Source organism: Paraburkholderia sp. A1BS-2L (genome assembly GCF_051125205.1).
Taxonomy (GTDB): domain Bacteria; phylum Pseudomonadota; class Gammaproteobacteria; order Burkholderiales; family Burkholderiaceae; genus Paraburkholderia.
Genome location: NZ_CP120430.1, coordinates 1055606 through 1081793, shown reverse-complemented (window position 1 = coordinate 1081793; position 26188 = coordinate 1055606). Strand labels below are relative to the sequence as shown.

The 26188-nt window shown below is 63.6% G+C and carries 20 protein-coding genes, 1 tRNA gene and 3 pseudogenes; 8 read left to right on the top strand and 16 right to left on the bottom strand.

The window, feature by feature from the left end:
* Positions 1-3 precede the first annotated feature (3 nt).
* The 12 genes and pseudogenes from P5W98_RS29440 to P5W98_RS29385 form a co-directional block, all read right to left on the bottom strand.
* Positions 4-210 (bottom strand): hypothetical protein, encoded by a 207-nt coding sequence (locus P5W98_RS29440; protein ID WP_421027311.1) that lies wholly within the window; start codon positions 208-210, stop codon positions 4-6.
* Positions 207-896 (bottom strand): annotated as a pseudogene (locus P5W98_RS29435) (F0F1 ATP synthase subunit alpha); the annotation flags it as partial. The pseudogene P5W98_RS29435 and the gene P5W98_RS29440, both read right to left, overlap by 4 nt.
* A 324-nt stretch (positions 897-1220) precedes the next feature.
* Positions 1221-1724: a prolyl-tRNA synthetase associated domain-containing protein gene (locus P5W98_RS29430; protein WP_421027310.1), complete on the bottom strand. Its 504-nt coding sequence runs from the start codon at positions 1722-1724 to the stop codon at positions 1221-1223.
* 64 nt (positions 1725-1788) lie between these two features.
* Positions 1789-3204: an aspartate ammonia-lyase gene (locus P5W98_RS29425; protein ID WP_421027309.1), complete on the bottom strand. Its 1416-nt coding sequence runs from the start codon at positions 3202-3204 to the stop codon at positions 1789-1791.
* Positions 3182-4183, bottom strand: coding sequence for a LysR family transcriptional regulator (locus P5W98_RS29420; RefSeq protein WP_421027308.1), 1002 nt, complete (start codon positions 4181-4183; stop codon positions 3182-3184). The genes P5W98_RS29425 and P5W98_RS29420 overlap by 23 nt, the downstream gene beginning before the upstream one ends.
* 65 nt (positions 4184-4248) lie before the next feature.
* Positions 4249-5643, bottom strand: a complete 1395-nt coding sequence (locus tag P5W98_RS29415) for an MFS transporter (protein ID WP_421027307.1) — start codon at positions 5641-5643, stop codon at positions 4249-4251.
* 293 nt (positions 5644-5936) lie between these two features.
* Entirely contained in the window at positions 5937-7025 is a 1089-nt protein-coding gene (locus P5W98_RS29410) for a type II asparaginase (RefSeq protein WP_421073389.1), read from the bottom strand.
* Between the two features lie 397 nt (positions 7026-7422).
* Positions 7423-7695 (bottom strand): hypothetical protein, encoded by a 273-nt coding sequence (locus P5W98_RS29405; RefSeq protein WP_421027305.1) that lies wholly within the window; start codon positions 7693-7695, stop codon positions 7423-7425.
* Between the two features lie 151 nt (positions 7696-7846).
* Positions 7847-8374: pseudogene (locus P5W98_RS29400) on the bottom strand (IS3-like element ISBam2 family transposase); the annotation flags it as partial.
* Positions 8375-9614: 1240 nt separating this feature from the next.
* Positions 9615-10834: pseudogene (locus tag P5W98_RS29395) on the bottom strand (tyrosine-type recombinase/integrase).
* Positions 10835-11007: 173 nt separating this feature from the next.
* Positions 11008-11092 (bottom strand) — tRNA-Leu (locus tag P5W98_RS29390).
* A 115-nt stretch (positions 11093-11207) separates the two neighbouring features.
* A complete protein-coding gene (locus P5W98_RS29385) occupies positions 11208-12050 on the bottom strand; it encodes an alpha/beta fold hydrolase (RefSeq protein ID WP_421027304.1) in 843 nt (280 codons plus the stop codon).
* Positions 12051-12333: 283 nt separating this feature from the next.
* Here P5W98_RS29385 and P5W98_RS29380 point away from each other — a divergent pair, with 283 nt between their 5' ends.
* The 3 genes from P5W98_RS29380 to P5W98_RS29370 all read left to right on the top strand — a co-directional run bounded on the left by P5W98_RS29380 (position 12334) and on the right by P5W98_RS29370 (position 17036).
* On the top strand, positions 12334-14211 hold the full coding sequence (locus P5W98_RS29380) for a methyl-accepting chemotaxis protein (protein WP_421027303.1): 1878 nt from the start codon (positions 12334-12336) through the stop codon (positions 14209-14211).
* A gap of 234 nt (positions 14212-14445) precedes the next feature.
* The gene (locus P5W98_RS29375; RefSeq protein ID WP_421027302.1) at positions 14446-15816 is read left to right on the top strand and encodes an MFS transporter; all 1371 of its coding nucleotides are present in this window, start codon (positions 14446-14448) and stop codon (positions 15814-15816) included.
* Positions 15817-15953: 137 nt separating this feature from the next.
* The gene (locus tag P5W98_RS29370; RefSeq protein WP_421027301.1) at positions 15954-17036 is read left to right on the top strand and encodes a diguanylate cyclase domain-containing protein; all 1083 of its coding nucleotides are present in this window, start codon (positions 15954-15956) and stop codon (positions 17034-17036) included.
* Between the two features lie 127 nt (positions 17037-17163).
* Here the strand turns inward: P5W98_RS29370 and P5W98_RS29365 are convergent, their stop codons facing one another.
* Complete coding sequence (locus P5W98_RS29365) at positions 17164-17835, bottom strand: Vgb family protein (RefSeq protein ID WP_421027300.1); 672 nt, start codon at positions 17833-17835, stop codon at positions 17164-17166.
* Positions 17836-17865: 30 nt separating this feature from the next.
* Positions 17866-19086, bottom strand: a complete 1221-nt coding sequence (locus tag P5W98_RS29360; RefSeq protein WP_421027299.1) for a helix-turn-helix domain-containing protein — start codon at positions 19084-19086, stop codon at positions 17866-17868.
* A 125-nt stretch (positions 19087-19211) separates the two neighbouring features.
* Between P5W98_RS29360 and P5W98_RS29355 the strand changes: the two genes are divergently transcribed.
* Positions 19212-19976, top strand: a complete 765-nt coding sequence (locus P5W98_RS29355) for a DUF899 domain-containing protein (RefSeq protein ID WP_421027298.1) — start codon at positions 19212-19214, stop codon at positions 19974-19976.
* Between the two features lie 16 nt (positions 19977-19992).
* A complete protein-coding gene (locus P5W98_RS29350) occupies positions 19993-20823 on the top strand; it encodes a DUF2182 domain-containing protein (protein ID WP_421027297.1) in 831 nt (276 codons plus the stop codon).
* A 75-nt stretch (positions 20824-20898) separates the two neighbouring features.
* Here the strand turns inward: P5W98_RS29350 and P5W98_RS29345 are convergent, their stop codons facing one another.
* Positions 20899-21153 carry a hypothetical protein gene (locus P5W98_RS29345; protein ID WP_421027296.1) on the bottom strand — a complete coding sequence of 85 codons (255 nt, stop codon included), beginning with the start codon at positions 21151-21153 and terminating at the stop codon, positions 20899-20901.
* 147 nt (positions 21154-21300) lie between these two features.
* Positions 21301-21525, bottom strand: coding sequence for a hypothetical protein (locus P5W98_RS29340; RefSeq protein ID WP_421027295.1), 225 nt, complete (start codon positions 21523-21525; stop codon positions 21301-21303).
* A gap of 299 nt (positions 21526-21824) precedes the next feature.
* On the opposite strand from P5W98_RS29340, the gene P5W98_RS29335 reads away from it, so the two are divergent.
* From P5W98_RS29335 to P5W98_RS29325, 3 genes are all read left to right on the top strand, one after another.
* Complete coding sequence (locus P5W98_RS29335; RefSeq protein WP_421027294.1) at positions 21825-22568, top strand: YceH family protein; 744 nt, start codon at positions 21825-21827, stop codon at positions 22566-22568.
* Between the two features lie 109 nt (positions 22569-22677).
* Positions 22678-24405, top strand: a complete 1728-nt coding sequence (locus tag P5W98_RS29330; protein ID WP_421027293.1) for an IlvD/Edd family dehydratase — start codon at positions 22678-22680, stop codon at positions 24403-24405.
* A 158-nt stretch (positions 24406-24563) separates the two neighbouring features.
* On the top strand, positions 24564-26075 hold the full coding sequence (locus P5W98_RS29325) for a CoA-acylating methylmalonate-semialdehyde dehydrogenase (RefSeq protein ID WP_421027292.1): 1512 nt from the start codon (positions 24564-24566) through the stop codon (positions 26073-26075).
* The last annotated feature ends 113 nt before the right edge of the window (positions 26076-26188 follow it).

The following is a 26188-nucleotide window of genomic DNA, read 5'->3' as shown; positions in this document are numbered from 1 at the left end:
GCCTTAGGTCGCGAACGCAAGCACTTCACCGATTGCCGCCCCCGCCGTCGCCGCCGTCGCCGCCGTCGCCGCCGCCGCGCGGATGCCGGCCAGCCGCTCGCGCGCCTCGTGCGAGCGCGAGGCCGCAATGCCGCGCATCGCCGCGATCACGGCATCGAGTTGATGCGTCGCCGCGATCCAGCTCTCGATTTCGCCGAGCTTGCCGCTCATTCGTGCTCCCTGGCAGACGCGCCGCCCACCGCCGTATCGGAAGTCCGCTCGCGCACCCACTCGCGAAGCTGGTCCAGGTTCTGTGATATTTCGGTATCCGAATGAACTGTCGATTGCTGTGCATGCCGCTGCGCGAGGCGATCGCGAATCTGCGCGGCCACGCTCGCTGGCACCGCGTCGAACGCGCCTTCGGCGAGCGCGGCGAGCAGCGCCACCTGGTCGCCGGTGCCCAGCGCGCTGAGGCGCGGCTGCGCGAGCAAGGCGCGAATCCGCTCGCCGCGCGCGATCTGCGCGCTCACGCGCGCATCCGTGAGGCCGCCGAAGCGCGTGAATATCTCCAATTCGAGGAACTGCGCATAGTCAAGCCGCAGGGGCCCGGCCACCTGGCGCAGCGCGGCCGTCTGCGCCTTGCCGCCCACGCGGCTCACGCTCAGCCCCACGTTGACCGCCGGCCGCTGGTTGGATGCGAACAGCGCGGCATCCATCACGATCTGGCCGTCGGTGATCGATATCAGATTCGTAGGGATGTAGGCCGAGAGATTGCCCGCGTCGGTCTCGGCGATGGGCAGCGCGGTCAGCGAACCGCCGCCCAGCGCGGGGCTCAGCTTCGCCGCGCGCTCCAGCAGCCGCGCGTGCAGATAGAAGATATCGCCGGGATAGGCCTCGCGGCCCGGCGGCTCGCCGGTACTTGATGCTGCGCCACCCCCGTTCGACGAACACGTTGTCGCGCCAGCTTCCCTTGCCATCCGTCGACAGCCGGATGTCTCGGACCAGCACGGCCTCAGTGAACACGTTCGCCGTGAACTGGCTGCCCTGATCCGAAAAACTCGCTTGCGGACGTTATCCGATCGCTAATCCGCGAAAATGTGGGCGTTCACAGGCAGCCTCTTCAAGCGCCCTATAATTCAGGGGACGGTTCACCGCTGAAATCGGCCATTGGTCCGGAATGGCGAGCTTTACTCGATTTGGACTTCCCGACATCCCGATAATTGCCAGCGTGAGTTGACGCTTCAAGCTGCCTGTCTCGCTTCGAGGGCGTGCCACGACGGAGCGTGACCAATGTGCTTCATAAAATCTTCGAGATCTTGTCTCGACAACGCGATTGTCGCTGTGCTATCGAGCGGATGAAACAAAAAGACCCGTTCGTGCGCCAGGTCATCGTCGATGACGAGGCGAACGTCATGAGCGCGGTCATTGACCAAAGCGAGTGGGCTCAACGAACCGGGCCGAACCCCAAGCAGATCGAAAAGGCGATCGGCCGAAGCGAACGAGAGACGTTTGCTGTTCAGCGTCTTCGCGACCGCGGACACGTCCAGCGATTTATGCGCGGTCGTGACGACGAGGTATAAACCGCCCTGCTTGTCCTGGAACAGAAGATTCTTGCAGCGCGCACCATCGAGCGAAAGCTTGAGCGCGCCGGATTCCGCCATGTTGAGCACCTGCTCATGGTCCTCACACTCAAACGGCACCTCTTGCTCCTCGAGCAGCGTGAGCAGTTCGTCCCTTCCTATCATTTCCCACTCGCTCCACAATGTTGCAAAGGCCGTCCGTGATCTTGCGCGGCCGGCCAGGGGTCAATCAACGCGGCTCAAAAACCGGGTACGACGCCACGTCGATCGCCGACAGGGTGTCATCGCGCGACAGAAGGCCAGATTCGTCGAGAATCTCCACCAGCGGCCGACCTTCCGCCACCGACTGCCTCGCCAGCTTGCTCATTCGAGCATAGCCAAGTTTCGGCACGAGCGCCGTCGCCACAGCCATCGAGTCCATCAGGTGTCGTTCGTTGCACGCAACGTCTGCGGTAATGCCGGCAACGCACTTCTGCGTGAACCGCTGGATGCCGTTGGTCAGCAGCATGATGCTGTCAAACACGCGCGACGCCACGACAGGCTCGAAGTGATTGATTTCCAGCTCGCCATACTGCACGGCCTGAGCCACCGCGACATCATTTCCGATAACTGCAAAGCTCAGCTGGATCATGGCCATTGGCAGCACGGGGTTCACCTTGCCCGGCATGATCGAGGAGCCGGCCTGCGCCTCCGGCAGGCGCAACTCCCCAATTCCGCCCACTGGACCCGAGGACAGCACCGTAAGGTCCGATGCAATTTTCGCAATGGACGCCGCACAGGTCCGAAGCTCCCCCGAAACGCGCGAGAACACGTCCATGTTCTGCATCGCGTCGAACGGGTTTGCCGGCGCGACATAGTCGACACCCGCGATATCCGAGAGGTGCCGGTAGACCGCGGATCGATATCCAGCGGGCGCACCGAAGCCCGTACCGATTGCCGTACCACCTAGCGGCAGTGTCCGCAGCTTGTCGCGCACCGCCGCCAACTCTTCCGCCAGACGTCGCGCAAGCGACGCATAACCGCTGAAAAGCTGGCCGAGGCGCATCGGCTGCGCATCCTGGAGACACGTTCGGCCGAGGTGAAGGACTTCGGCAAACTCGAGAGCCTTACCTTCGAACTTCTCAGCCAGTTTTTCTACTTCCGCACTGAGCGGTCCAAGCATCGCGTAGGTCGCAATTTTCAGCGCGGCCGGATACACGTCATTCGTGGACTGCGAGCGGTTGACATGGTCGTTGGGATGGATCACGTCGTACGAACCTGGCGTATGCCCCAAAATCTGTTGCGCCCGATTCGCGATCACCTCGTTGAAGTTCATGTTCGTCGAGGTTCCACCCGAGCCTTCGAGCAGATCAACGATCAGGGAGTCGCCGAGCTTGCCTTCGATGATTTCCTGACACGCCCGGCTGATTGCATCACATTGTTCCAGCGTGATCACCTCGTTGTCGCGGTTCGCGAGCGCCGCCGCCCATTTGCACTGCGCGAAGGCCACCGCAAACGCAGGATAGTGCGCAATGCTGAGCAGCGAAATCGTCAGATTGTCGACGCCCCTTACCGAGTTGACGCCGTATAATTTTTCGACGGGAATATCAACTTCGCCGACGTAGTCGCGTTCCGTACGCGTTTCAGCTTTGGCTTGACTGTTCATTTGAGTTCCTGTTTCCCACAGCAATGAGTCTTTTAATTTCCTCGCCGAGTGCTTTCCTCACTCTCGGCAGGAATGATGTTTCGATAACTTCGGATGCCGTATCACATGCATCTTCGAAAAAGGCGCTGTATTCATCCCGACGCGCTACCAGGTACAGCGACCGTTCAAGCCCCAGCCTGTCGACCACGTGGGTGGCCACCTGGCCGGCATAAGCCGCCCCCTGGAGCAGGCACATCGGCGAGGTCACTGCCCATCCGATACCCTCTGCCACCATCGACGTGAGCGCATCGGCGGTATCGAGTTCGAGCCGGTTCGGTGCACGCACTTCGATGCGCCGCAAATAACGCTCAATCTGCATGCCCACCTGTGATTTCCGGTTAAAGCGCACGATCGGCAATGCATTGGACAACGCCCGGATGTCCTCCACGGTTCGGATCGACCTGCGAAAATCCCGGGGCGTGATGACCAGGTATTGCTCGGAGAAGAGCCGGAACCGGACGACGTCATTGGCGTCTATCAACGCGTCACTCGTGACGATGAGATCCAGATCGCGCCGCAGCAGCGCCTCGCCTTGCTGCGGGCTCAATCCCGTACGGATGGACAGTTGCGACACCTTTCCCAACAACCGCTTCGTAAAAGCCGAGCCGCAGGTGGAAGCGAACGAGTCGACAAGTCCAATGCGAAGATCAGGCTTGATGCCTCGCCCCGCTTCGACAACCTGAGCCTTCAGGTTGGCGATCTCCTCACTGAGTACCGTGCCGCGGTTCCTCAATGCGATGCCGTACGGCGTCAACGCGAGGGGACGGGTCGTGCGATTGACCAGCACAACCCCCAGTTCGTCTTCGAGTTGGCGGATGATCTGCGAGACACCGGATTGGGAAATGCCCATGCGTGCGGCTGCCCCAGACATGCTGCCCTCTTCCGCCACCGCGACGAAGACCTGTACCGCGTACATATCAATTGGCTTGTTGGACGACACGATCCGCTCTCCCTTAGTTTCGGTCAGCAGACGTTGCCAGGCGTGCGCCAACGCGCGTCGGAACGTCAGACGCCCGGGTTTCCGTTGCGATGCGCCGCTGTGCGCAGGCTCACGTTCTGGCCGTCGTCCACCGCCGGTTCATTGCTGCCGTGACCCGAGCTCATATCCGAAAGACTCTCCTTGCCGGTTTCCGGTGCGAACCAGTGACAGAACACGCCACCGAACACCAGGACGGCCACGCACACACCGAGCGCGGCGTGGATGCCGACCTGTTGCACAGCCACAGGCAGAAGAAACGTGCTGATCGCAGAACCGAAGCGGCTGGAGGCGACGGCCAGCCCTACACCGGACGCGCGCAGGTGGGTCGGGAAAAGCTCCGGCGGATAGACGAACTCGAGGTTCGCAGCGGCAGAAAGGATGCAGGCGAAAATGCCAAATGCGAGTATTGTGCCGAGCGGCCCGAATCCGGCGTAGGTGAGCACCGCCAGTCCGATTGCGGCCAGATAGAAGCTGCCAACGAGAAATGCGCGACGCGAGAGCCTGTCGGCGATCAGCAGTCCAAAGATTGCTCCGGCGAAGAGCAGTACGTTATAAACGAGGGCGCCGACAAAGCCGTCCTTGACCTGCAAGGCTTGCAGTACCTTTGGAGAAAACGTGCCGAGCGCAAAGTAAGGAATGACCTGGCACGTGTAGAACACACAGCCGACCAGGGTGTTCTTTCTCCAACGGGCCGAGAACAGTTCTGACCACACACCACGACGTTGCTGGGGCACGGCCGTCGATGCAGGCAGCATGGTCTCCGGTCCGAACTTTGCACGGATGATTTCCAGTGCCTCGTCCTTGCGGCCGCGTTTCATCAGCCACATGGGAGACTCGGGTACGCCGAGACGGAACGGCAGGATCAGCAGTGCCGGCAGCCCACTGGCGGCCAGCATGATCCGCCATGCGTCGGGGCCGATATCGCGAATGGCGAAGCCTGCGAGATACGCACAAACGTAACCTGCCGCCCAGGCCGCGGCGAGCACACTCAGGAGACGGCCACGATAGCGGCGTGGAGCAAACTCCGTGACGAGCGACTTGCTCACGACGTAGTCGGCGCCGAGAATGAGCCCAAGCAGTACGCGCAACACCAGCAGTTGGGTCGGCGCCGTCACAAAATATTGCGCTGCGGATATCACGGCAAAAAGCAGCATGTCGAAGGCGAAGATGGTGCGTCGGCCATAACGATCCGCCACAGGACCCGCAAACATGCTTCCGAAAAAGAGGCCGGCAAGCGACGCCGCACCGAGCGCCCCCATCCAGACTGCGTTCAGGTGAAGTGCGCCGGCAGCCATGCTCACGGCGATTCCAATAATGCCCAGCACAAAACCGTCGCTGAACTGCCCGCCTGTACCGCTGAACGCCACGCGCACGTGGAAGCCGCGCAGCGGAACATCCTCCATCAATATCTGCTTGCTCACTTTCGTCTCCTGAACTCTGGTTATCAGCGAGGCGCCTGCGTGCGCCTTCAAAAACCAGTGTAGGGAGTCAGAATCAAAAAAACAGCATGTCAGGCGGCAGTATCAATGCATCTAATAGTATGTGACGCAGTGGTTGAAGTCGAGCACTGCAACGGGCGCCAGGCGTGTTGGGGGCTCGAACTGGGGACGGCTCTGGCGTCTCCCGGAACGACACGCGGCGCGACGGCGCTTTCACAGCACCGTCGCGCCCATACGAATCGTCGTCCCGCTGCACCTCAACCGGCGATAACAATTCAAAACTCGTGAAGCATTGCCTGGATACGTGACGGATCTTTGGTTACCGTAAGCGCGAGCATCAGGAGAATGCGTGCCTTTTGGGGGTTCAGGTCGTCACCGAGAAGACCCACGTAGGCTGGATCTTCGGGTATGAATCCGCCCCCTGTACGGGAGGAGCGGACCACAATCAACCCCTTGGCAATCGCCTTCTTGATCGAGGGAAGGGTAAGAAGCGATTCGCTGCCTGCGCCAACTCCCGCAACGACTATGCCCTTTGCGCCGTGCGAAACTGCGGCGTCGTACATGAAGCCGCCGTCGTTCTGGTGGCCGTAGACAATATCGACTTCCGGCAGCGAATCTAGCTTCGACACGTCAAATGGCGTCGATGTGGTGTGGCGCTTCAACACGGCCGTCTCGAAGTGAGGAACCTCGTCTACCAGCGTGCCCAGGTAACCAGCGTCGTTTCCCTTGAACGTATCCAGCGTGGTGCCGTTTGTCTTCGTGGTGTAGCGCGCCGAACCGATCCGGTCGTTCAGCACGATCATCACGCCACGGCCACGTGCCTCCGGCGACGCGGCAACGGTGACTGCCTGCAGGAGGTTGCTCGGGCCATCAGCACTGATCGCCGTTGACGGTCGCATCGAACCCGTGACTACCACAGGCTTGTCGCTCTTGACGACAAGATCAAGGAAATATGCGGTTTCCTCGAGGGTATCGGTGCCGTGAGTAACCACGACACCCGCGATATCCGGTTGAACCAGAAGCTGATTCACACGCCTGGCCAGTTTCAGGAGGATATCGTTAGTGATGTTCTCGCTTCCGACGTTCGAAATCTGTTCACCGGACACCTGTGCAATCTTGCCTAATGACGGCACTGATTTGAGAAGCGCGTCAGCCGTTAATACGCCTGGCTTGTAGCCCGTCGTTTGCGTCTCACTCCCTGCGGTACCGGCGATCGTGCCGCCGGTTGCCAGCACTGCGACGTGGGGCAGTTCTCCGGTGGATGTGGATTGCGCCATGGCCGGGGCCACTGACACCAGGAAAAGCGCAATACTGGCTAAAAATCGGTGCACGTAGCCGCTCATATGAGCGTGGTTGTCTCTCACAATAGGTCTCCAGATTAGAAGAGTGAAACGCCGGATAGCCATCCAAAATGGCGTATCGCTGGAGACGAGTGTAGTGACACATTCAAGAAATCAAATCAGGCCTGCGGCATCATTAGAGAAACTGATAGTATGGTGTACGGAAGATGAAGGTGCGCGTATTCATGGCGCCCGCAGGTGGAAAGACCGCTTCGGGTCGATATGACCCATTCGCTTTCGCACCGAACCAGCGCTCCCGTCCAGGCGTTCGTTGTCCTCCGACGCTGCCAGACATGCCGCGTACCGCCCGGCGATGTAGTCTCGCTCCATTTGACATTACAGGAGGAATGTCGCGGCACGGCGCGGCCGGGACACGCAAACTGTCGGCGTAGTATCGGGTCGTCCACGACACCCCGTTTTCCTATGCCACTACCACGGCTTCTTTTGAACCGTTTTGTAACGCGTGGTCGCCCCACTCGATCACATCCGGCGCAACCTGTCCGACACTATCGGACTGACCGATCTTAACGATCGTTGGCGGCTCGGCGTTCTCCGATCCGGCTGCGGCGAGCAGCCTGCCATTCCCTTTGGAGACGTTCCATGATCCATTGCTGTGTCCGTGGACAATCAGGTCTTCATCGCCTGCTTCCAACCGGAAGCGAACGGCGCATTGATGTTCGTTGATATCGCTCATAGTGGTATTCCGATCAGTCGTTCCAGTCCCGCGATCGCTTCCAAACGCCGTCTTTGTACTCGAACTCAGCTTCTTGGCTCGACTGTACGGGTCCTCCGAAACATTGACCTGCCCCCTTCAATAAGGCCAATGAGCTTCTAGCAAAGTCCCTTTAAACCAACTCCTGGAAAGCGGCAGGAGCATCCGCGGTTGCCCGGTGTTTCGCCGCAAACTCTGACGGCGCAAGGTAGTTCAGTGCGCTGTGCGGCCTTTGCTCGTTGTAGTCCTGACGCCATGCCGCGATGACAGCCCGAGCGTGCGCGAGCGTCGTGAACCAGTGCTCGTTAAGGCATTCGTCGCGGAACTTGCCGTTGAACGATTCGATGTACGCATTCTGCGTTGGCTTGCCCGCCTGAATCAACTTCAGTGTGACGCCGTTCGCATACGCCCACTGGTCAAGCGCGCGGCTCGTAAATTCGGGGCCCTGGTCTGTTCGCACCGCCTTGGGATAGCCACGGAAGCGAGCTGCACGGTCCAATGCCCGAGCGACATACAAACCTGAGATGCCATGGTCGACGACAATGTCGATAGCCTCTTTCGTGAAGTCGTCGACGACGGTCAGGCACTTCACGCGCCGGCCGTTGGAAAGCGCATCCATCACGAAATCGATTGACCACACCTCGTTGGGTGCGCCCGGCAATGAGCGCGAGATAGAAGCCATAGCGGCTGTTCAAGCAAGCGGCGGGCCGTGGATACTCAGTGAGAGCGCTGGGCCCATTCTCGAAAACATCGTTTGTATCTACGACGTCCAGCTTAGCTGGCATATCGGCGGGGTCTTCACACGATGCCACGCCAGGCTGGAACAGCGCCTTGGCATGTTGGTTGTCCGGTCCGGGGCAGCCTTGCTGCATCGCGGTGTAGCAAGCTGCGCAGTTAGAACCACCGGGGATTAACAGCCTATAAACGCGCTGTAGTCGGACCGGCAAGCTGCTGCAGGGTGCCGGTCTGCTCCGCAACTCGTCTTCAGTGACACTTCCATCGCGGTCCGAGACCCTCGCGTTGGCGGCCGCGGAATATCCACTTCGGCAACTTCGCGCGGTGTTCTGGCTCTCAGGAGAGCTTTTGAAACGCGTCCGCGGAACGTCCGCGGCGATCGTCCCGCCGATTACAGCTGCACCGAGCGTCGCGCGATATGCCTCATGCGCCATCCATTGCTCGTTTGCAGAACTGTCTTTTCAAATCTCACGCGTATGTTTGAGGAATGACACGGGCCGACGATTGGCGTTGTGCTCTCACCACGAAACAAAAAAATATGTCGTTCCAACGCGTTCCGCGTGTATCCGAGGTGTTCCGCAAACGTCTGCTTTCCGCGTGACTGCGGCATTGACGCCCTGTCCGATGGGATACACGATGGCTTCAAGCGCTCCAATCACCCAATGCAAATGGACGGTCGCCATACCCGCACCGAAGACCTACACGAAAGCACAATGGGACGAGTTTGCCCGGCGACTCGACGCACTACCGGAAAAGCCACCATCGGAACGGCGCGTCACGGTACGCGATGCAATGCCAAAGGTCCGAGCCCATATCAATGCGGCTCGCGCGAAGGGATATTCGTTCGAACAACTATCGATCAGGCGAAGCAGGCCCGCATCGACGTAACGGCCTGCGCACTCCGATACGCGCTCCAGGATGCGACGAAACGACGAACAAACACTCGTCGAGCGGCTGGCTCACCCCATTCGCATGGGACAGCGGACCCGTCCGGCACTTACCCGGCCCTGCGGCCGTCCGATCAGCAGGGCAGTACACCATCGCGGACAAAGACGGGGCCCGGCAACAATAAATCCGGATCGAAGGTCATTCATGACGCATTCGGTGGTTTTGAGATCACACCCGATACGGAAAATCTCTGAACGCGAAAGCGGTGGTGGCCGCCGTTAAGTCGCAGTTCTCCCAGTCTCGATACGAATCACCTCTGCGCCCAATCGGAGCCGATCCAGGTAATCGGCCCATTTCTGCATCATTGCCCGGCGTTCCTTGATGAACTTCGTGCGGTTGTAAGCCGTTCCGAGGTTGTCCGGTACCGTGTGCGCGAGCTGATGCTCGATCACCTCCGGCTTCTGCTCGAGTTCCTCGTGCAGAATCGTGCGCGCCATCGCACGAAAACCGTGTCCGGTGATCTCCGTGCGCGTGTCGTAGCCGAACCGGCGCAGCGCGGCATTGATCGCGGCCTCGCTCATCGGTCGGTTGCGATCGCGCGCGCCAGAAAACACATAGCGGCCGGCACCGGTGAGTGCGTGCAGGTCGCGCAGAATGGCGATCGATTGCGTGGAGAGCGGTACCAGATGCTCGGTTTCGGTCTTGGTGACGAGGTAGCGCCATTCGCCCTTGTCCAAATCGAATTGGGACCATTCGGCCTGCCGAAGCTCTCCAGGCCGGACGAAAAGAAGGGGCGAGAGCCTGAGCACGCAGAGGACGGGGAAGGTGCGGGTGAATCCGTCGAATGCACGCAGCATTTCGCCGACTTTTGTCGGCTCCGTGATCGACGCGAAGTGGGTCGTTTGCGCAGGAGGAATGGCACCCACCAGGTCCCGCGCGGGGTCGGCTTTGCAGTGTCCTTTTTTGATCCCGTACCGGAATACCCGGCTTATTTCACTTCGCACGCGGTGGGCGGTGAAGCGGGCGCCGCGACCGTCGATACGCTTGAGGACGGCCAGAATCTCGGGGGCGTCGATTTCGGTGATCGGACGCTTGCCAAGCCACGGGAACACGTCGTTTTCCATGCGGGAGAGCGTCTTTTCGTGTTGCGCGGGCTCGAGCGTGCTCTTGCGTTCGTGCATCCAGCCGCGCGCGACTGCTTCGAAGGAGTTGGCCGCCGCGAGCCTGGCGGCGCGTTTCTCTAGGCGCTTGACGTTGCTAGGGCAGCCAACTTCTCACGAGCCTCCTCCCGCTTCTTCCGAGCCGCCGCCAGCGATACGTCCGGGTAGACGCCGCGCGCTAGCGTTTTGTCCTTCCCGGCGAAGCGGTAATTCATCCGCCAGCACTTCGCCCCGGACTTGTCGAGCTGAAGATACATGCGGCCGCCGTCTGACAGGCGGTTGCCGGTTCCGTCCGGGTTGTAACGCGCGTTCCTGACCTGGGTGTCGGTGAGCGGCATGGTGGTATCTCCTATCGGAGAAGGGCTGCAGCGAGCCAGATACCACCCAAAATACCACCCGATACCACCGGCTGTCCAAGGACCAAACCGGACCGCCGAGAAAAGAAAAACCCCGCAAGAGCTTGATCTTGCGGGGTTTGTCGGAATACTTCGGCTTTCGCCGGAACAACTTCTGGTGCTCAGAGCGGGACTCGAACCCGCATGCCTTTCGGCGCTACCCCCTCAAGATAGTGCGTCTACCAATTTCGCCACCTGAGCAAGAGGAACGGGATTGTATCGGCTCATTGCCGATTTTTGAAGTCCCCAATCCAAAAATTTCCGAAATAATTCCGGTGGCGCGAATCACGTTCCGGAGGCCTCTCGTGCGCTCGGGTCAGCCCTCGACGCCTTGCAGAAATTCGCCCACTATCGCCGCCACCCGCGCTTCCTGCTCGCGGTGCGGCACGTGGCGCACGCCTTCCATGATCGTCGCGCGGGCCGGGCCGCTCACGCGCGCCGCGATGGTCTCGGGGTGCACGCGCGTGCCGTACTCGTCCAGGCTGCCGTGAATCGCGAGGGTGGCGCACTCCACGCGCGGCAACACTGTGTCGAGCGACCAGTCGGCGAATTCGGGCGAGAGCCACGTTTCGATCCACGCGTCGAGCACCCATTGCGTCTTCTCGCCGTGGTAGCGCGCGAGCCGGGCGAACTGCGCGGGATCTCGAAACTGCTCGCGCGCCGCGCGGATGCCCGCCAGCGTGCGATCTTCCGCGAAGGTCTGCGCCGCCTCGGTCACGAGCGCCACGCAACGCTGCGGGTGCTGCGCGGCGCATTCGATCGCCATGCCGCCGCCCACGCTGTGGCCAAATGCAACGAAGCGATCGATCCCCAGCTGATCGCACAGCGCCGGCACATCATGCCGAGCCTCGTCGCGCACGAACGACGCGGTTAGCCGGTCCGTGCGCGCGCCGGAAGCGCCAAAGCCAGCGCGGTCGTACGCAATCACACGCCGGTTGGTTGCGCGCGCAAGCGTCTGCGGAAATGTGCCCCACAACGCGACGCAGCCCAGCGAGTCGTGCAGCAGCACAATCGGCGCGCGGCGCGCCGCCGCTTCGCTCGCCGAGGTGTGCGGAGCATCTGTCCCCCAGCTGCGTGCGAACAGCCGGCCCTTTTGGGTCTCGATCCAATGGTCCTGCGGGTCCTGCTGGTGCTGGGTGATGGCTTGCGTTTCGCTCATGCTCGTTCGGATATCAATGATTTGTCCGGTCGGAGGTCGCAGTATGCCCGCCGACCGCTCACGCCGTGTACTTTCCACGCTCCGTCGATTATCAACGAAAAGTTAGCAATGCCTGACCGTAACCACCGAATAAGTGAAGCGTGCGGGGCGCGACAGGATCGAATGCGCGCTCATGCAGGATGCGTGCGCCGCATACTGCCTATATCTGTTCGCTACTTAAGTTCTCGAATCGGCAACCGATAACGTTTTACGAAACCACGTTTAACGTTGTCGAGAGCCCCTAATGTCCATTTGGCGAAAGCTTTCCATTCAGAACAAGCTGGTTCTGAGCATGACTACCTGCTTGCTGATTTTCATCGGCATTTCAAGCGGGCTGAGCGTCTGGTTGATTGGCGACACCGTGCGCGAGCGCGTCGTGCAAGACGAACTGCCGACGGCCGTGAAGGGCATTCGCGCCGACATCGAGCGCCAGCTTGCTGGGCCGATCACCGCCGCGCGGGCGATGGCAACCGATCCGTTTCTTCAGCAATGGGAAGCCGATGGCGAACCCGAGGCCGCCACCGCCACATGGATGCGTCTCGCGCAGAACGTGAAAACCGAACAGAAGGCCGTGAGCGTGCAATGGGCGTCCACGAAGAGCGGCAACTATTTCACCGAAGCCGGCCTGCAACGCAAGCTCGGCGAGCACGATCAGTGGCTCCAGAGCTTCCTCGCCACGGGCAAGCCCTACGAGGTGAGCATGGATCGCGACGTGAGCCTGGGCGGCTACATGATGTTCATTAATGCGCGCGTGGAAAGCCTCAATGGTTCCGGCGGCCCGACCGGCGTCGCCGCCATGGGGCTCTCCGTTGATGCGCTGGCCGCGGGCGTCGCGAACTACAAGCTCGGCGAGACGGGATTTGCGTATCTCGTGCATCCGGACGGCTCGATCATGATCCATCGCGACACCGCGCTGGTCGACGGCAAGCACTTCCTCAAGGACCTGCCCGGCATGCCCGCGAATGCGGGCTCCACGCTGCTGGCCGGCAAGCGCTACACCTTCATGACCTACCCGGCGCCGGGCGGCACGCGCTACATCGCCACCTCGTTCGTGCCGCAGCTCAATGCCTACGTGGTGGTCGAAGTGCCGCAAGCGGAATTGCTAGGGCCGTTCGAGCGCGCGATCCGCATGGCGACCGTCATCGCCGCCGTCGTGGGTCTGGCCGGCGCGCTCGCGGTGATCCTGCTGGTGGGCCGCGCCATCGCCGCGCCGGTGCGCCGCGCGGCCACGCTGCTCGCGGAAATCGCCAGCGGCCAGGGCGACCTCACCCGCCATATGAAGGTCGAAAGCAGCGACGAGATCGGCCAGCTCGCCGATGCGTTCAACCGCTTCGTCGCGTCGATGAACACCCTCGTGCGCCGCGTGCGGGCCTCGTCGACTTCGATCGCGATCGGCTCCACGCAGATCGCAACGGGCAACGCGGACCTGAGCCAGCGTACCGAGGAACAGGCCAGCAATCTCGAACGCACCGCGGCGTCGATGGAGCAGATCACCGCCGCCGTGAAGAACAATTCGGACACCGCGCACACCGCCGCGCAAATGGCGAGCCGCGCTTCCTCGGCCGCCGCCGAAGGTGGCGAGGTGGTCGGCCAGGTGGTGAGCACGATGGAGCAGATCAGCGATGCTTCGCGCAAGATCTCCGAGATCATCGTGGTGATCGACAGCATCGCATTCCAAACCAATATTCTCGCGCTCAACGCAGCGGTGGAAGCGGCGCGCGCCGGCGAGCAAGGCCGCGGCTTCGCCGTGGTGGCTTCCGAGGTGCGCAACCTCGCGCAGCGCAGCGCGCAGGCCGCCAAGGAAATCAAGGCGCTGATCGAACATAGCGCCGGGACCGTGGACACCGGTTCGCGCCTCGTTGCCAACGCCGGCAAGGTCATGGACGACGTGGTCTCGCAGGTGCAGAGCGTGAGCACCATGATGAGCGAGATCACCTCGGCCAGCCTCGAGCAGAGCGCGGGCATCGGGCAGATCGGCGACGCGATGCAGTTGCTCGATCAGGTGACGCAGCAGAACGCGGCGCTGGTGGAGGAAAGCGCGGCGGCGGCGGAGAGCTTGAAGCAGCAGGCGGCGGAGCTCGACAGGCTGGTGGCGGTGTTCAAGGTGGGAGATGAGAGGTGATTCGGCCGCGTGAGGATTTACCCTGAATACGGCCTGAATCCCGCGACCCGGGATCGGCTCTTGCGCCATTCAATCGAATCCGCAATGCATCACAACGTGATATATCATTACGGTACTACCCTGGCGACCCGGCGCACGTAGCCTGTCACGCGTCGCGTACATGGGTGCCGATAAGGCCGTCGCGCGCGCCATGAGTCACCAGACCCCATCACCCTTATTCCTTGGGGGTGCGAAATGAGTGACGAAAAACCAGGAGCGCTGCTCCTGACCGATCAGGAAGCCCATCGTCAATTGCGCCGGGCCGTGATCGCCAGCACGATCGGCACGACGATCGAATGGTACGACTTCTTCCTTTACAGCATTGTCACAGGCCTCGTTTTCGCGAAGCTCTATTTTCCCGAGTCGGATCCGCTGGTCGGCACGCTGCAGGCGTTTCTGATCTACGCCGTGGGCTTCGTCGCGCGGCCAGTGGGCGCGGCCATATTCGGCCACTACGGCGATCGGGTCGGCCGCAAGGCCACGCTCATCGTCACGTTGCTGCTGATGGGGCTCGCCACCTTCGCCGTGGGCTTCGTTCCCACCTATGCGTCGATCGGCATCTGGGGCGCCGTGATCCTCACCGTGTTGCGCTTCATTCAAGGCGTGGGCGTGGGCGGCGAATGGGGCGGCTCGGTGCTGATGTCGATGGAGTGGGCGCGCACCAATGCGCACCGCGGCTTCGTTGCGTCCTGGCCGCAGTTCGGCGTGCCGGCGGGGCTCTTCATCGCCAATCTGGTGGTGCTGGCGATGAGCCAGATCTCCGGCAGCAGCTTTCTCACGTGGGGATGGCGCGTGCCGTTCTTCCTGAGCATCGTGCTGGTCGCCATCGGCCTGTATATCCGTCTGAGCATTCTTGAAACGCCGATCTTCGCGAAGCTTCTCGCCGAACGCAAGATCGAGAAGACGCCGATGACGGAGGTGATCCGCCGCCAGCCGAAAGACATCCTGCTCTCGGCATTCGCGCGCATGGCCGAGCAGGCGCCGTTCTATATTTTCACGGCCTTCGTCTTCGCCTATGGCGTGAGAACGCTCGGCGCCTCGCGCGACCTCATGCTCACGGCCGTGCTGGCCGCCGCGGTGGTGGAATTTTTCACCATCCCATTCTTTGGCCACGTGTCCGATCTGATCGGACGCAAGCGGATGTACATGATTGGCGCTGCTTGCGCCGGCCTGTTCGGCTTTGTTTTCTTCGCGATGATCGACACCCGTAATCCAGCGCTGATTTTCGCGGCCATTGTGCTTTCGCTGGTGCCTCATTCGATGCTTTACGGGCCACAAGCGGCGTTGATCGCGGAGTCGTTCACGGGGCGGCTGCGTTACAGCGGCGCGTCGCTCGGTTATCAATTGGCTTCCGTGATTGCAGGCGGCCCCGCGCCGCTGATTGCCACCGCGCTGTTCGCGTATTACCGCACGGGCTATGCAATCGCCGCTTATATTTTCGTGTGCGGCGTGGTGAGCCTGCTGGCCGCGTGGCGCATGGGCGATTACACCAACAAGGACATTTCGCGTGAATACGACGATGCCCGGTCGCCGGGCAGTGGTGGACATACACCCCGGCACGCCTGATCGATCACGCGGCTCCTGCGGTATTTTTTACGGCACTCGCAACCGCACCAGACAAAATCGGTTGCTGCGCCAACAACCCCTGTGTGCGAGTTAAACTGCCGGACGATAAAACCAGAATTCGATCGGGGGTAGTTGGCATGAGCGAGGCCTATTCTCATTTTTGGCCCGGGCAGGGTTTTCTGGGCGCATTCCAGAAGAACCCTGAAAAAGAGCAGGCCGTGCTGCGCGTGTCGCTGGGCGGCCTGGTTTTTTTAGCCTATCTGGCCGCCGCCTCGGTTTATCGAACCAAAAACATCTATGAAACCACGGCGCTGGTCGCACTTTACGTGGCCTACGGCGGCGTCACATACATTGCCGCGACGGTCGCGCCCGGCCGCTCGCGCCGGAGATTGACCCTCACCACGTTCGCCGATCAGTCGCTCCTGATCGCGCTGCTCGCGGTGGGCGGCCAGGCCACGCTGCCGCTGCTCTGGGTCGTGTTCTGGTTTCTGGTCGGCGCGGGCTGCCGCTATGGCCAGCGCATGCTCGGGCTCTCGTGCGCGGTGGCGCTGACCGGTATCGCGGGCTTGATGCATTGGCAGCCGTGGTGGCACGCGAATTTCACGGCCGGCCTCGGCGTCGCGCTCAGCCTGGCCGCCACCTCGATCTATCTGGCGGTGCTGGTGCGCCGGCTTGAAAAGCAGGCCGCGACCGACCCGCTCACGGGGCTGAGCAATCGCGTTCAGCTCGAGCACGCGATTGGCCGGACCCTCGCCCTGCGCAGCCCCGAAGCAAGCCAGGCCGCGCTGCTGCTCATCGACCTCGACGGTTTCAAGGAGGTCAACGACGCGCACGGCCATGCGGTTGGCGACGAGCTGCTGCGCCGCTTTGCTGCCGCGTTGGCGAGTTGCGTGCGCCGCGGCGACACGCTCGCCCGCCTCGGCGGCGACGAATTCGTGGTGCTGGCCCACCAGATCCCCAGCAAGGCCAACGCATTGAGCATTGCCACGCGCATCCACGCGATCCTGGGCGCCATGCGCACCGTCGCCGGACATCCTGTGGCCGTTTCCGGCAGCATTGGCGTGTGCATGCTGGCACAAGAGGCCGGTGCGTCACCACTCGCGCCGCTCACCGCTCGCGCGTTGATGCGAGCCGCCGACGGCGCCATGTATCGCGCGAAATCCCGTGGCAGCGGACAGACGGTGTTCGCCGAGACGGACGAAATGCGCGCCGTCGCATAAGCCCCCTGCGCCGGCCTCAAAACTTCGACAGCGCCTGCGCGAAGCGGAAATGAACGCAATTCGCGCGGCCAGCCGGACACTCGGCTCGCCGAATCTCGCGGGCCATAGCCGCCGATGGAAACGCCGCTCAGCCGGCCGCTTCATCGTCCCCCTGATGGGCTGCATCGCGCCCGGGCCGGCGCACCGCGCGGATTTTGCCGCTGTTGCCGCCGCCACAGAAGAACTGCTCGCCGCCGTCCGACTCCAGCCCGGAAACCCCTACCCCCGGCGGCATGTCGAGCCGCTCGAGCACCTTGCCCGTGTTCGGGTCGATGTGCCGCAGTTCGCTCTCTTCGCCCTCCCAGGTGGCATGCCAGAGTTCGCCGTCCACCCAGGTCACGCCGGTGACGAAGCGGTTCGCTTCGATCGTCCGCAGGATCTCGCCGGTTTGCGGGTCGATCTGGTGGATCTTGCGCTCGCGGTATTCGCCCACCCAGAGCGTGCCGTCGGCCCATGCGAGCCCCGAATCGCCGCCCTTGCCCGGCGCGGGCAATGTCGCGAGCACGCGGCCCGTCTGCGGATCGATCTTCTGGATCCGCGCCTCGGCGATCTGATACAGATGCTGGCCGTCGAAGGCCGTGCCCGCGTGCGCAGCCACGTCGAGCGAGCGCAGCGTCTCGCCGCTGTGCGGATCGAGCGCCGTGATGCGTTCGCCCGAGGCGAACCAGACCTGCTTGCCGTCGTAGGTGAGTCCATGCACATTATCGACGCCAGCAAAAGGGCCGTACTCGCGAATGATGGTGGCATTGGCGTGCTTCATCGTTTTCTCCTGTTCGTTCACGCCTTCATCCTAATCGCCGGGCAGCGGCGCGGGGAGTAACAAGCTGGTCGCGAATCCGGGCGCGGGCGGCACGATCCAGCGGCGCGCGCGCCCCTGGCCGAACGCCTGCACCTTGCGCCCCGCCGCCAGCGCGTCGAGCGCGCGCTGCACGGTGCGCTGACTCGCGCCCAGCGCAAGCGCGAGCGCCGAGCTCGACCACGACTCGCCGTCCGCGAGCAAGGCCAGCACCGCCGCGTGCTGCTCCTCGACGGGCCGCGCCAGCACGACCACCTCGCGCGCATGCTGGGGCGCGAGCGCGAAACCCTGCTGGGTGGCGTCGATGCCGGCCACGCCTTTGAGCAAGCCGCGCAGCCGCCCAATCTCGACGCGCAGACGCGCACGGTGCGTTTCGTCGGCGTGCTTCATGCGAAAAGCACGCGCGATGAGCGCGTCGCGCGGCACGTCGCCGGGCCACGCTTCGGCCAGCGCGCGGGCCAGCACGAACAGCACGGGCCGCCGCGCGAGCGGCACCAGCGCCGCGCCCTGACGCACGACGTAACGGCACGCGTCGACCACCAGCGCCGGCGACGCCAGCAACGCTTCGACTTCTTCGAGCAGTAGCGCACGCGCCTCGCCGTGCGTAACGAGACGCGCGGCGGGCGCTTCGAGCAGTTGCGCCGCGTTCTCGACCTCGGCGAGCAGCGGCGCGATGCGCGCAAGACGCGCTGCCTGCGCGGCGTCGGCCAACGCCTTGCGCGCCGCCTGGGTCTGGATGCGCCGCATCGCGATGCCTGCCGCAATCAGCGCGTGCGCCGCGCGCAACGCGGGCGGCAAGGGCGCGGGATCGATTTCAGCGAGCAGCCCCTGTGCGCCGTCGAGCCGGCCGATCAGCAGCAGCCGGCGAATCTCCAGATAACGCGCATGGGCGGCGTTCACGCGGTCGCCGTGCGCTTCGAGCGTGCGGCGCGCCGCATCGAGCGTGGCCACGGGCCAGCCGAGATCGCGCGAAGCCAGCGCGATTTCCGCTTGCGCGACGACGCAGCGCGCGCGAGCCACGGCCTCCCTCGCGCCGAACGCGCGCGCCGCGCGGCGCAGCAGCGCTTTCGCACGCTCCAGATCGCCGAGCTGCGCCATGGCGATGCCGCGCAGCGCAAGCGCGGGCGGGTCGTCGCGCAACGCGACGCGATTCAGCGCGCCGAGCGGGTCACCAGCGGCGAGCGCGTGCGCCGCCGCCGTGATCAGCGAGTCCATGCTCATCGGAATCCCGACACACTTGTCACTCCCTCCCGTACCAAGGCCGGACCTAATCTACCACGGCATTCAGGCGGTTTTGACGCACTGGGACTCACCCCAGCAGACCCACACAGGAGGCAACCATGGCAACGCACACGACTGGAACACGCGAGCAATGGCTCGCGGCAAGGCTCGAACTGCTCGCAGCCGAAAAGGAACTCACCCGGCGCAGCGATGCGCTCGCGCAGCAACGCCGGGCGCTGCCATGGGTGCGCGTGGACAAGACCTATACGTTCGAGACCGAACAAGGCCAGGCCACGCTGCCCGACCTCTTCGCAGGACGCTCGCAACTGCTCGTCTATCACTTCATGTTCGGCCCCGACTACGCGGCGGGCTGCCCGTCATGCTCGGCGCTCGCCGATGGCTTCGCCGGCAGCGTCACCCATCTCGCGAATCACGACGTGACGCTGATGGCGGTCTCGCGCGCGCCGCTCGCGAAGCTGCTGGCCTACCGGCAGCGCATGGGGTGGGCGTTCGCGTGGGCGTCGTCGCGCGGCAACGATTTCAACTTCGACTTCAACGTCTCGTTCACGGCCGAGCAGCAGCGCGAAGGCAGCGTCGAATACAACTACGTGCGCGGCAGCCACGCGATGGACACGGAGCCGCCGCCCGCGCCGGTCGCGCAATTCGCGGCGAGCTGCGGCACCGACGCCGCCACCTATGCGCGCGACCGCCCCGGCATGAGCGCATTCGTGCTGGATGACGGCGTGGTCTACCACACGTATTCGACCTACGCGCGCGGCCTCGACGGCTTGTGGAGCATGTACCAGTGGCTCGACCGCGCGCCCGCCGGACGCAACGAAGCGGGCATCTGGTGGAAGCGGCACGACGAGTACGGCCGCCTCTGAAACCCCGGAGTTGGCCATGAGCATCGTCGACATGACGCGCATGCCCGGCATGTCCCGGCGCACCGCGTCGAACAGCATCCTGATCGGCGCGGCGGCGCTGCTGTTCGCGGCGAGCGCGGCCGCAACGGTGCGGCGCTACGCCTACATGGCGGCGATGAGCGGCACGCCGATGGCGGGCCGCTGGATGCTTTCGGCGATCTGGACGCCGATGTGCGGGCAAACGTGGTGGCAGGCCGCCGCCTCGTTTGCCTCCATGTGGGCAGTGATGATGCCCGCGATGATGCTGCCCGTGCTCGTGCCGATGGTGTTGCGCGAGCGCGGAACGTGGAGCCGCCTGCCTCCCACTCAATCCGGATTGCTAATGATATTGATCGGCGCGGGCTACTTCATGTTCTGGATGCTGGCCGGCTGCGCGGTATTTCCGCTGGGCAGCGCACTGGCAGCCGGCGCGATACGCGTGCCCGCGCTCGCTCGCGCTGCGCCGGCCAGTGCGGGCGCGCTCCTCGTGCTCGCCAGCCTGTTTCAGTTCACGTCATGGAAAGCGCAGCAGCTTGCCTGCTGCCGCACAATGCGCCGATGCGGCGATGCGCCGATGCGATCGCACGCGCCCGCCAGCGCGAGTGCGGCATTGCGCCATGGACTGCGCCTCGGCGTGCAGTGCGGCCTCTGCTGCGGCAACTGGATGGCGGTGCTGCTCGTGGTGGGCGTAATGGATCCGCGCGCGATGGCAGCGATCACGGCGGTCATCGCCGCCGAGCGCATCGCGCCGTGTCACGTGCAGGTGGCGCGCATCATCGGAGTGGCCGGCATTATTGCCGGGCTGGCGACGATGGCGCAGGGCCTGTGATTCCGCGACGACCGGCACACCCGGGACATACCTCTGAAAACCCGGCACAAGAACGCTGCAGCCCGCGCTACCGTGTTATTGCGCCCAGCCGGTAACACCGTGGGACTGTGCTCGCGCCGCGGCCGCGTGACCGCCGCCGCCATGCGGCAGTCCCGCAAAACGCCGCTCGCCCACGGCGGCACCCCACGCAACCACCCAGCGCGTCGCCATGATGCGCTCTTGACTGGCATCGGCATCGATCTGAATCAGACGCTTCATCGCCAGGCTCAGGCGATGCATGGCGTAACGCTTGCGCCGCGTCTCGGTCTCAGTCTCGGGGTGCGTGATCATCGTCAGACCTTTTCTGGTTGCGTGACTTGCAAGACAGAAGGCCGAGTAGACCAGAAAGTTTGTTCAGCAGGGGCCGAATTTCAGCGTGGCCGCTGCATCGGTAAGTGGCAGGCAGGGCGCAGCACCTCGCAGGTCCGCACCCCTTTTTTAAGGAGCGAGAACCGCGAGCGAGCCCTCGCGAAGATCGCCAAGGGCGCGATCGCCATCGCGCCAGGCTTCGGTTTCGTGCATGAACGTGGTCGCGCTGTATGCGATGACCTTGAAACCGCTGCCACCGGCCCTCGGAATGGTGATGCCCCAGTGCCAGCCGCCTTCCTGTTCGAAGACGTGCAGCTTTGGGGATGAGTTCAGTGTTGGCGTTTCGGACGTCATGGTGGCACGCCCTCCTTTCGGGAACTTTCCACGTTGTGAGCGGATTGGATCAGTGTAGGCATCATTTTGCTGCGCTGCAATAAGGATTGTTACGGACTGTTTGCGCCGCTGCATGCTTGTTGATCTGAATATTGGGACTTCGAGAAAGCCATCGACACATCACGTTGCAAAATGAAATAAGAATTACAGCGTTTGCAACGCCAAACCGTGGATCCGGGCGCGCCTTGCGGCGATACGCAAGCGCGAACCGAGCAGGTATGATCGAATCCCGTTAAAAAACTCCCTGCCGGACCGCGCTTATGAACACTCCTGCCGATGCTTCGTCGCCGCGCACGCTGCGTGCGCTCACGCCGCTTGAAGCGCGCATCGTCGGCGTGCTGATCGAGAAGCAGCACACCGTGCCGGACACCTACCCGCTCTCGCTGAACGCGCTCACCTCGGGCTGCAACCAGAAGACCGCGCGCACGCCGGTCATGAACGCGAGCGAGGCCGAGGTGCTGAGCGCCATCGAAGACCTCAAGCTGCTCAGTCTCGTGTTCGAAGGCAGCAGCAGCCGCGTGCCGCGTTTCGAGCACAACCTGAACCGTGTGCTCGGCGTGCCGGCGCAGGCCGTTGCGCTGCTCGCGGTGCTCATGCTGCGCGGCGCGCAAACCGCCGCCGAACTGCGCCTGAATTCCGCGCGCCTCCATGGTTTCGCCGATGTGTCGTCGGTCGAGGCGTTTCTGAGCGAACTGGCCGAACGCGAGCCGCCGCTGGTGGTGAAGCTGCCGCGCGCGCCGGGCGAGCGCGAAAGCCGCTGGATGCATCTGCTGTGCGGCGAAGTGAACGTGAGCACTTACTCGCCGGCCGGCGCGCAAGCCGGCGAGCGCGCGATGGGCGGCGCGATGGGCAGCGAGGCAGGCGGCGTATCGCTCGACGAATACGAAGCGCTCAAAGCCGAGCAGCAGCGCCTCGCCGACGAGATCGCGGACCTGCGGATGCTGGTCGAGCGCATGGCTGGGGAGCTGGGCGTCTCGATAGAAAAGCGCCTGGGCGAGGAGTGAGCCCGCCGCGCCGCGTTTCCCATATACGGGAATGCCGGACCCAATATTGACGCGCGATAGCGCCGTTTCTATGATCGTCCGGCATCTGCACAACACGGACAGGCGCGGCATGAACGACACCCCTCCCAAGCCCCTGCGAAGCCAGGCCTGGTTCGGCAAAGCCGGCAAGGACGGCTTCATCCACCGCTCCTGGATGAAGAACCAGGGCATCCCGCACGATGCGTTCGATGGCCGCCCGGTGATCGGCATCTGCAATACGTGGTCGGAACTCACGCCCTGCAACGCGCATTTCCGCGAGCTCGCCGGGTACGTGAAAAAAGGCGTCTACGAGGCCGGCGGCGTGCCGTTCGAATTTCCCGTGATGTCGCTCGGCGAATCGAACCTGCGGCCCACTGCGATGCTGTTTCGCAATCTCGCGTCGATGGATGTCGAGGAGTCGATCCGCGGCAATCCCATCGACGGCACGATCCTGCTCGTCGGCTGCGACAAGACCACGCCGGCGCTGCTGATGGGCGCGGCGTCGTGCAACCTGCCCGCGCTCGCCGTCTCGGGCGGCCCGATGCTCAACGGGCGCTTCCGCGGCCGCGAGATCGGCTCGGGCACGGGCGTGTGGCAAATGTCCGAGGAAGTGCGCGCGGGCACCATGACGCAAGCGGAGTTTATCGAGGCGGAGTCGTGCATGAACCGCTCGCGCGGCCATTGCATGACCATGGGCACGGCGTCCACGATGGCGTCGATGGTCGAGGCGCTCGGCATGGGGCTACCGCACAACGCGGCGATTCCCGCCGTCGACGCGCGCCGCCAGGTGCTCGCGCAACTCGCGGGCCGGCGCATTGTGGAGATGGTGCGCGAAGACCTCACGATGTCGAAGATCCTCACGCGCGAGGCGTTCGAAAACGCCATCCGCGCCAACGCGGCGATTGGCGGCTCGACTAACGCGGTCGTCCATCTGATCGCGCTGGCGCGGCGCATTGGCGTGCCGCTCTCGCTCGACGACTGGGAGCTCGGCTCGGACGTGCCCTGCCTCGTGAATCTTCAGCCCTCGGGTCAGCACCTGATGGAAGATTTTTACTACGCGGGCGGCCTGCCCGCAGTGCTGCGGCAACTGGGCGAGCACGGCCTGCTCCATCGCCAGGCGCTCACGGTCAACGGCAGGACGATCTGGCAAAACGTCGAGGACGCGCCGAACTACAACCACGAGGTCATCACACCGCTCGACCAGCCGTTCAAGCCGAAGGCGGGCATCGCGGTGCTGCGCGGCAACCTCGCGCCCAATGGCGCCGTCATCAAGCCCTCGGCGGCGACGCCCGCGTTGCTGTGTCATCGCGGGCGCGCGGTGGTGTTCGAGAACGTCGAGGAACTGCACGAGAAGATCGACGACGAATCACTCGATATCGACGAGCACTGCATCATGGTTCTCAAGGGCGCGGGGCCGAAGGGCTATCCTGGGTTCGCCGAGGTCGGCAACATGCCGCTGCCGAAAAAGGTGCTGCAAAAAGGCATCACCGACATGGTGCGCATCTCGGACGGCCGCATGAGCGGCACTGCGTATGGCGCGGTGGTGCTGCACATATCGCCCGAGGCGGCGGCGGGCGGCCCGCTCGCGCTGGTGCGCACGGGCGACATGATCGAGCTCGACGTTGCGGCGCGCCGCCTGCATCTCGACGTATCCGACGAAGAACTCGCGCGCCGCCGGGCCGAATGGAAAGCGCCGCCGCTGCCCGAGCGCGGCTACTACCGGCTCTATGTCGAGCACGTGCTGCAAGCCGACCAAGGCGCGGATCTCGACTTCCTCGTGGGCGCGAGCGGCGCGGACGTGCCGCGCGATTCGCACTGAAAGCGCTCGACTGGGCACGCTTCCTTCAGCGTGGGTTCCCTGAACAGACCCCGGTGATTGTTCACCGGTAAAAACAATCAATTCAGCGCGCGCGCCTTTGCAGCGCGCCGGCGCCTCCGTACACTGGCCTGCATCAACCCACTTCGCGAGGAGACGATATGCAGGCCTACACGGATAGCGCGGACGTAGTCCACTTCATTGGCGGCAAGAGCGAGCGCGGCACGGGCGAGCGCAGCCAGCCGGTGTTCAACCCTGCCACGGGCGCAGTGGCGCGCCGGCTGGTGCTGGGCGAAGCGGCCGACGTCGACGCCGCCGTGGCCAGCGCGAAAGCCGCGTTCCCGGCCTGGCGCGACACGCCGCCGATTCGCCGCGCACGCGTCATGCTGCGCTTTCTGGAGCTGATGAACCGCCACAAGGACGACCTCGCGGCCATCATCACCGCCGAGCACGGCAAGGTGTTCGCCGACGCGCAGGGCGAAGTCACGCGCGGCATCGAAATCATCGAATTCGCCTGCGGCATTCCGCAACTGCTCAAGGGCGACTACACCGAGCAGGTTTCCACCGGCATGGACAACTGGACCGTGCGCCAGCCGCTGGGCGTGGTAGCCGGCATCACGCCGTTCAACTTTCCGTGCATGGTGCCGTGCTGGATGTTCCCGGTCGCGCTGGCGGCGGGCTGCACGTTCGTGCTCAAGCCGAGCGAGCGCGATCCTTCGGCGTCGCTGCTGATGGCGCGGCTTCTGAAGGAAGCGGGCCTGCCCGACGGCGTGTTCAACGTCGTGCAGGGCGACAAGGTCGCGGTCGACGCGCTGCTCGCGCATCGCGACGTGAAGGCCGTGAGCTTCGTCGGCTCCACGCCGATCGCGAACTACATCTACGAGACCGGTGCGAAGCACGGCAAGCGCGTGCAGGCGCTCGGCGGCGCGAAGAACCATATGGTCGTGATGCCCGACGCCGACATCGACCAGACCGTGGACGCGCTGATCGGCGCGGGCTACGGCTCGGCGGGCGAACGCTGCATGGCGATCTCGGTTGCGGTGCTGGTGGGCGAAGTGGCCGACAAGATCGTGCCGCGCCTTGCCGAGCGCGCGAAAAACCTCGTCATCAAGAACGGCATGGAAGCCGATGCCGAAATGGGCCCGATCGTCACGCGCCAGGCGCTGGAGCGCATTGAAGGCTGCATCGCGAACGGCGTGGAAGAAGGTGCGACGCTCGTGGTGGACGGTCGCGGCCACAAGGTGCCGGGCCATGAGAACGGCTTCTTCACCGGCGGCACGCTGTTCGACCACGTCACGCCCGAAATGCGCATCTACAAGGAAGAAATTTTCGGACCGGTGCTGGCCTGCGTGCGTGTGAAGGACTTCGCCGAAGCCGTGCAGCTGATCAACGATCACGAGTTCGGCAACGGCGTGGCCTGCTTCACGCGCGACGGCAACGTGGCGCGCGAGTTCGGCCGCCAGATCGAAGTGGGCATGGTGGGCATCAACGTGCCGATTCCGGTGCCGATGGCATGGCATGGCTTCGGCGGCTGGAAGCGCAGCCTGTTCGGCGACATGCATGCTTACGGCGAAGAAGGCGTGCGCTTCTACACGAAGCAGAAGTCGATCATGCAGCGCTGGCCGGAAAGCACCGAAAAGGGCGCGGAGTTCACGATGCCCGTGGCGAAGTAATTCGCATATCGAAGTAATTGCGAAGTCAACGTGCTGCGCCGCTGCTCCGGTGAAACGGGTAGCGGCGCGGCCGTGCATCGCGAATGCGAAATGCACGGGGAAAGCGGTTTTTA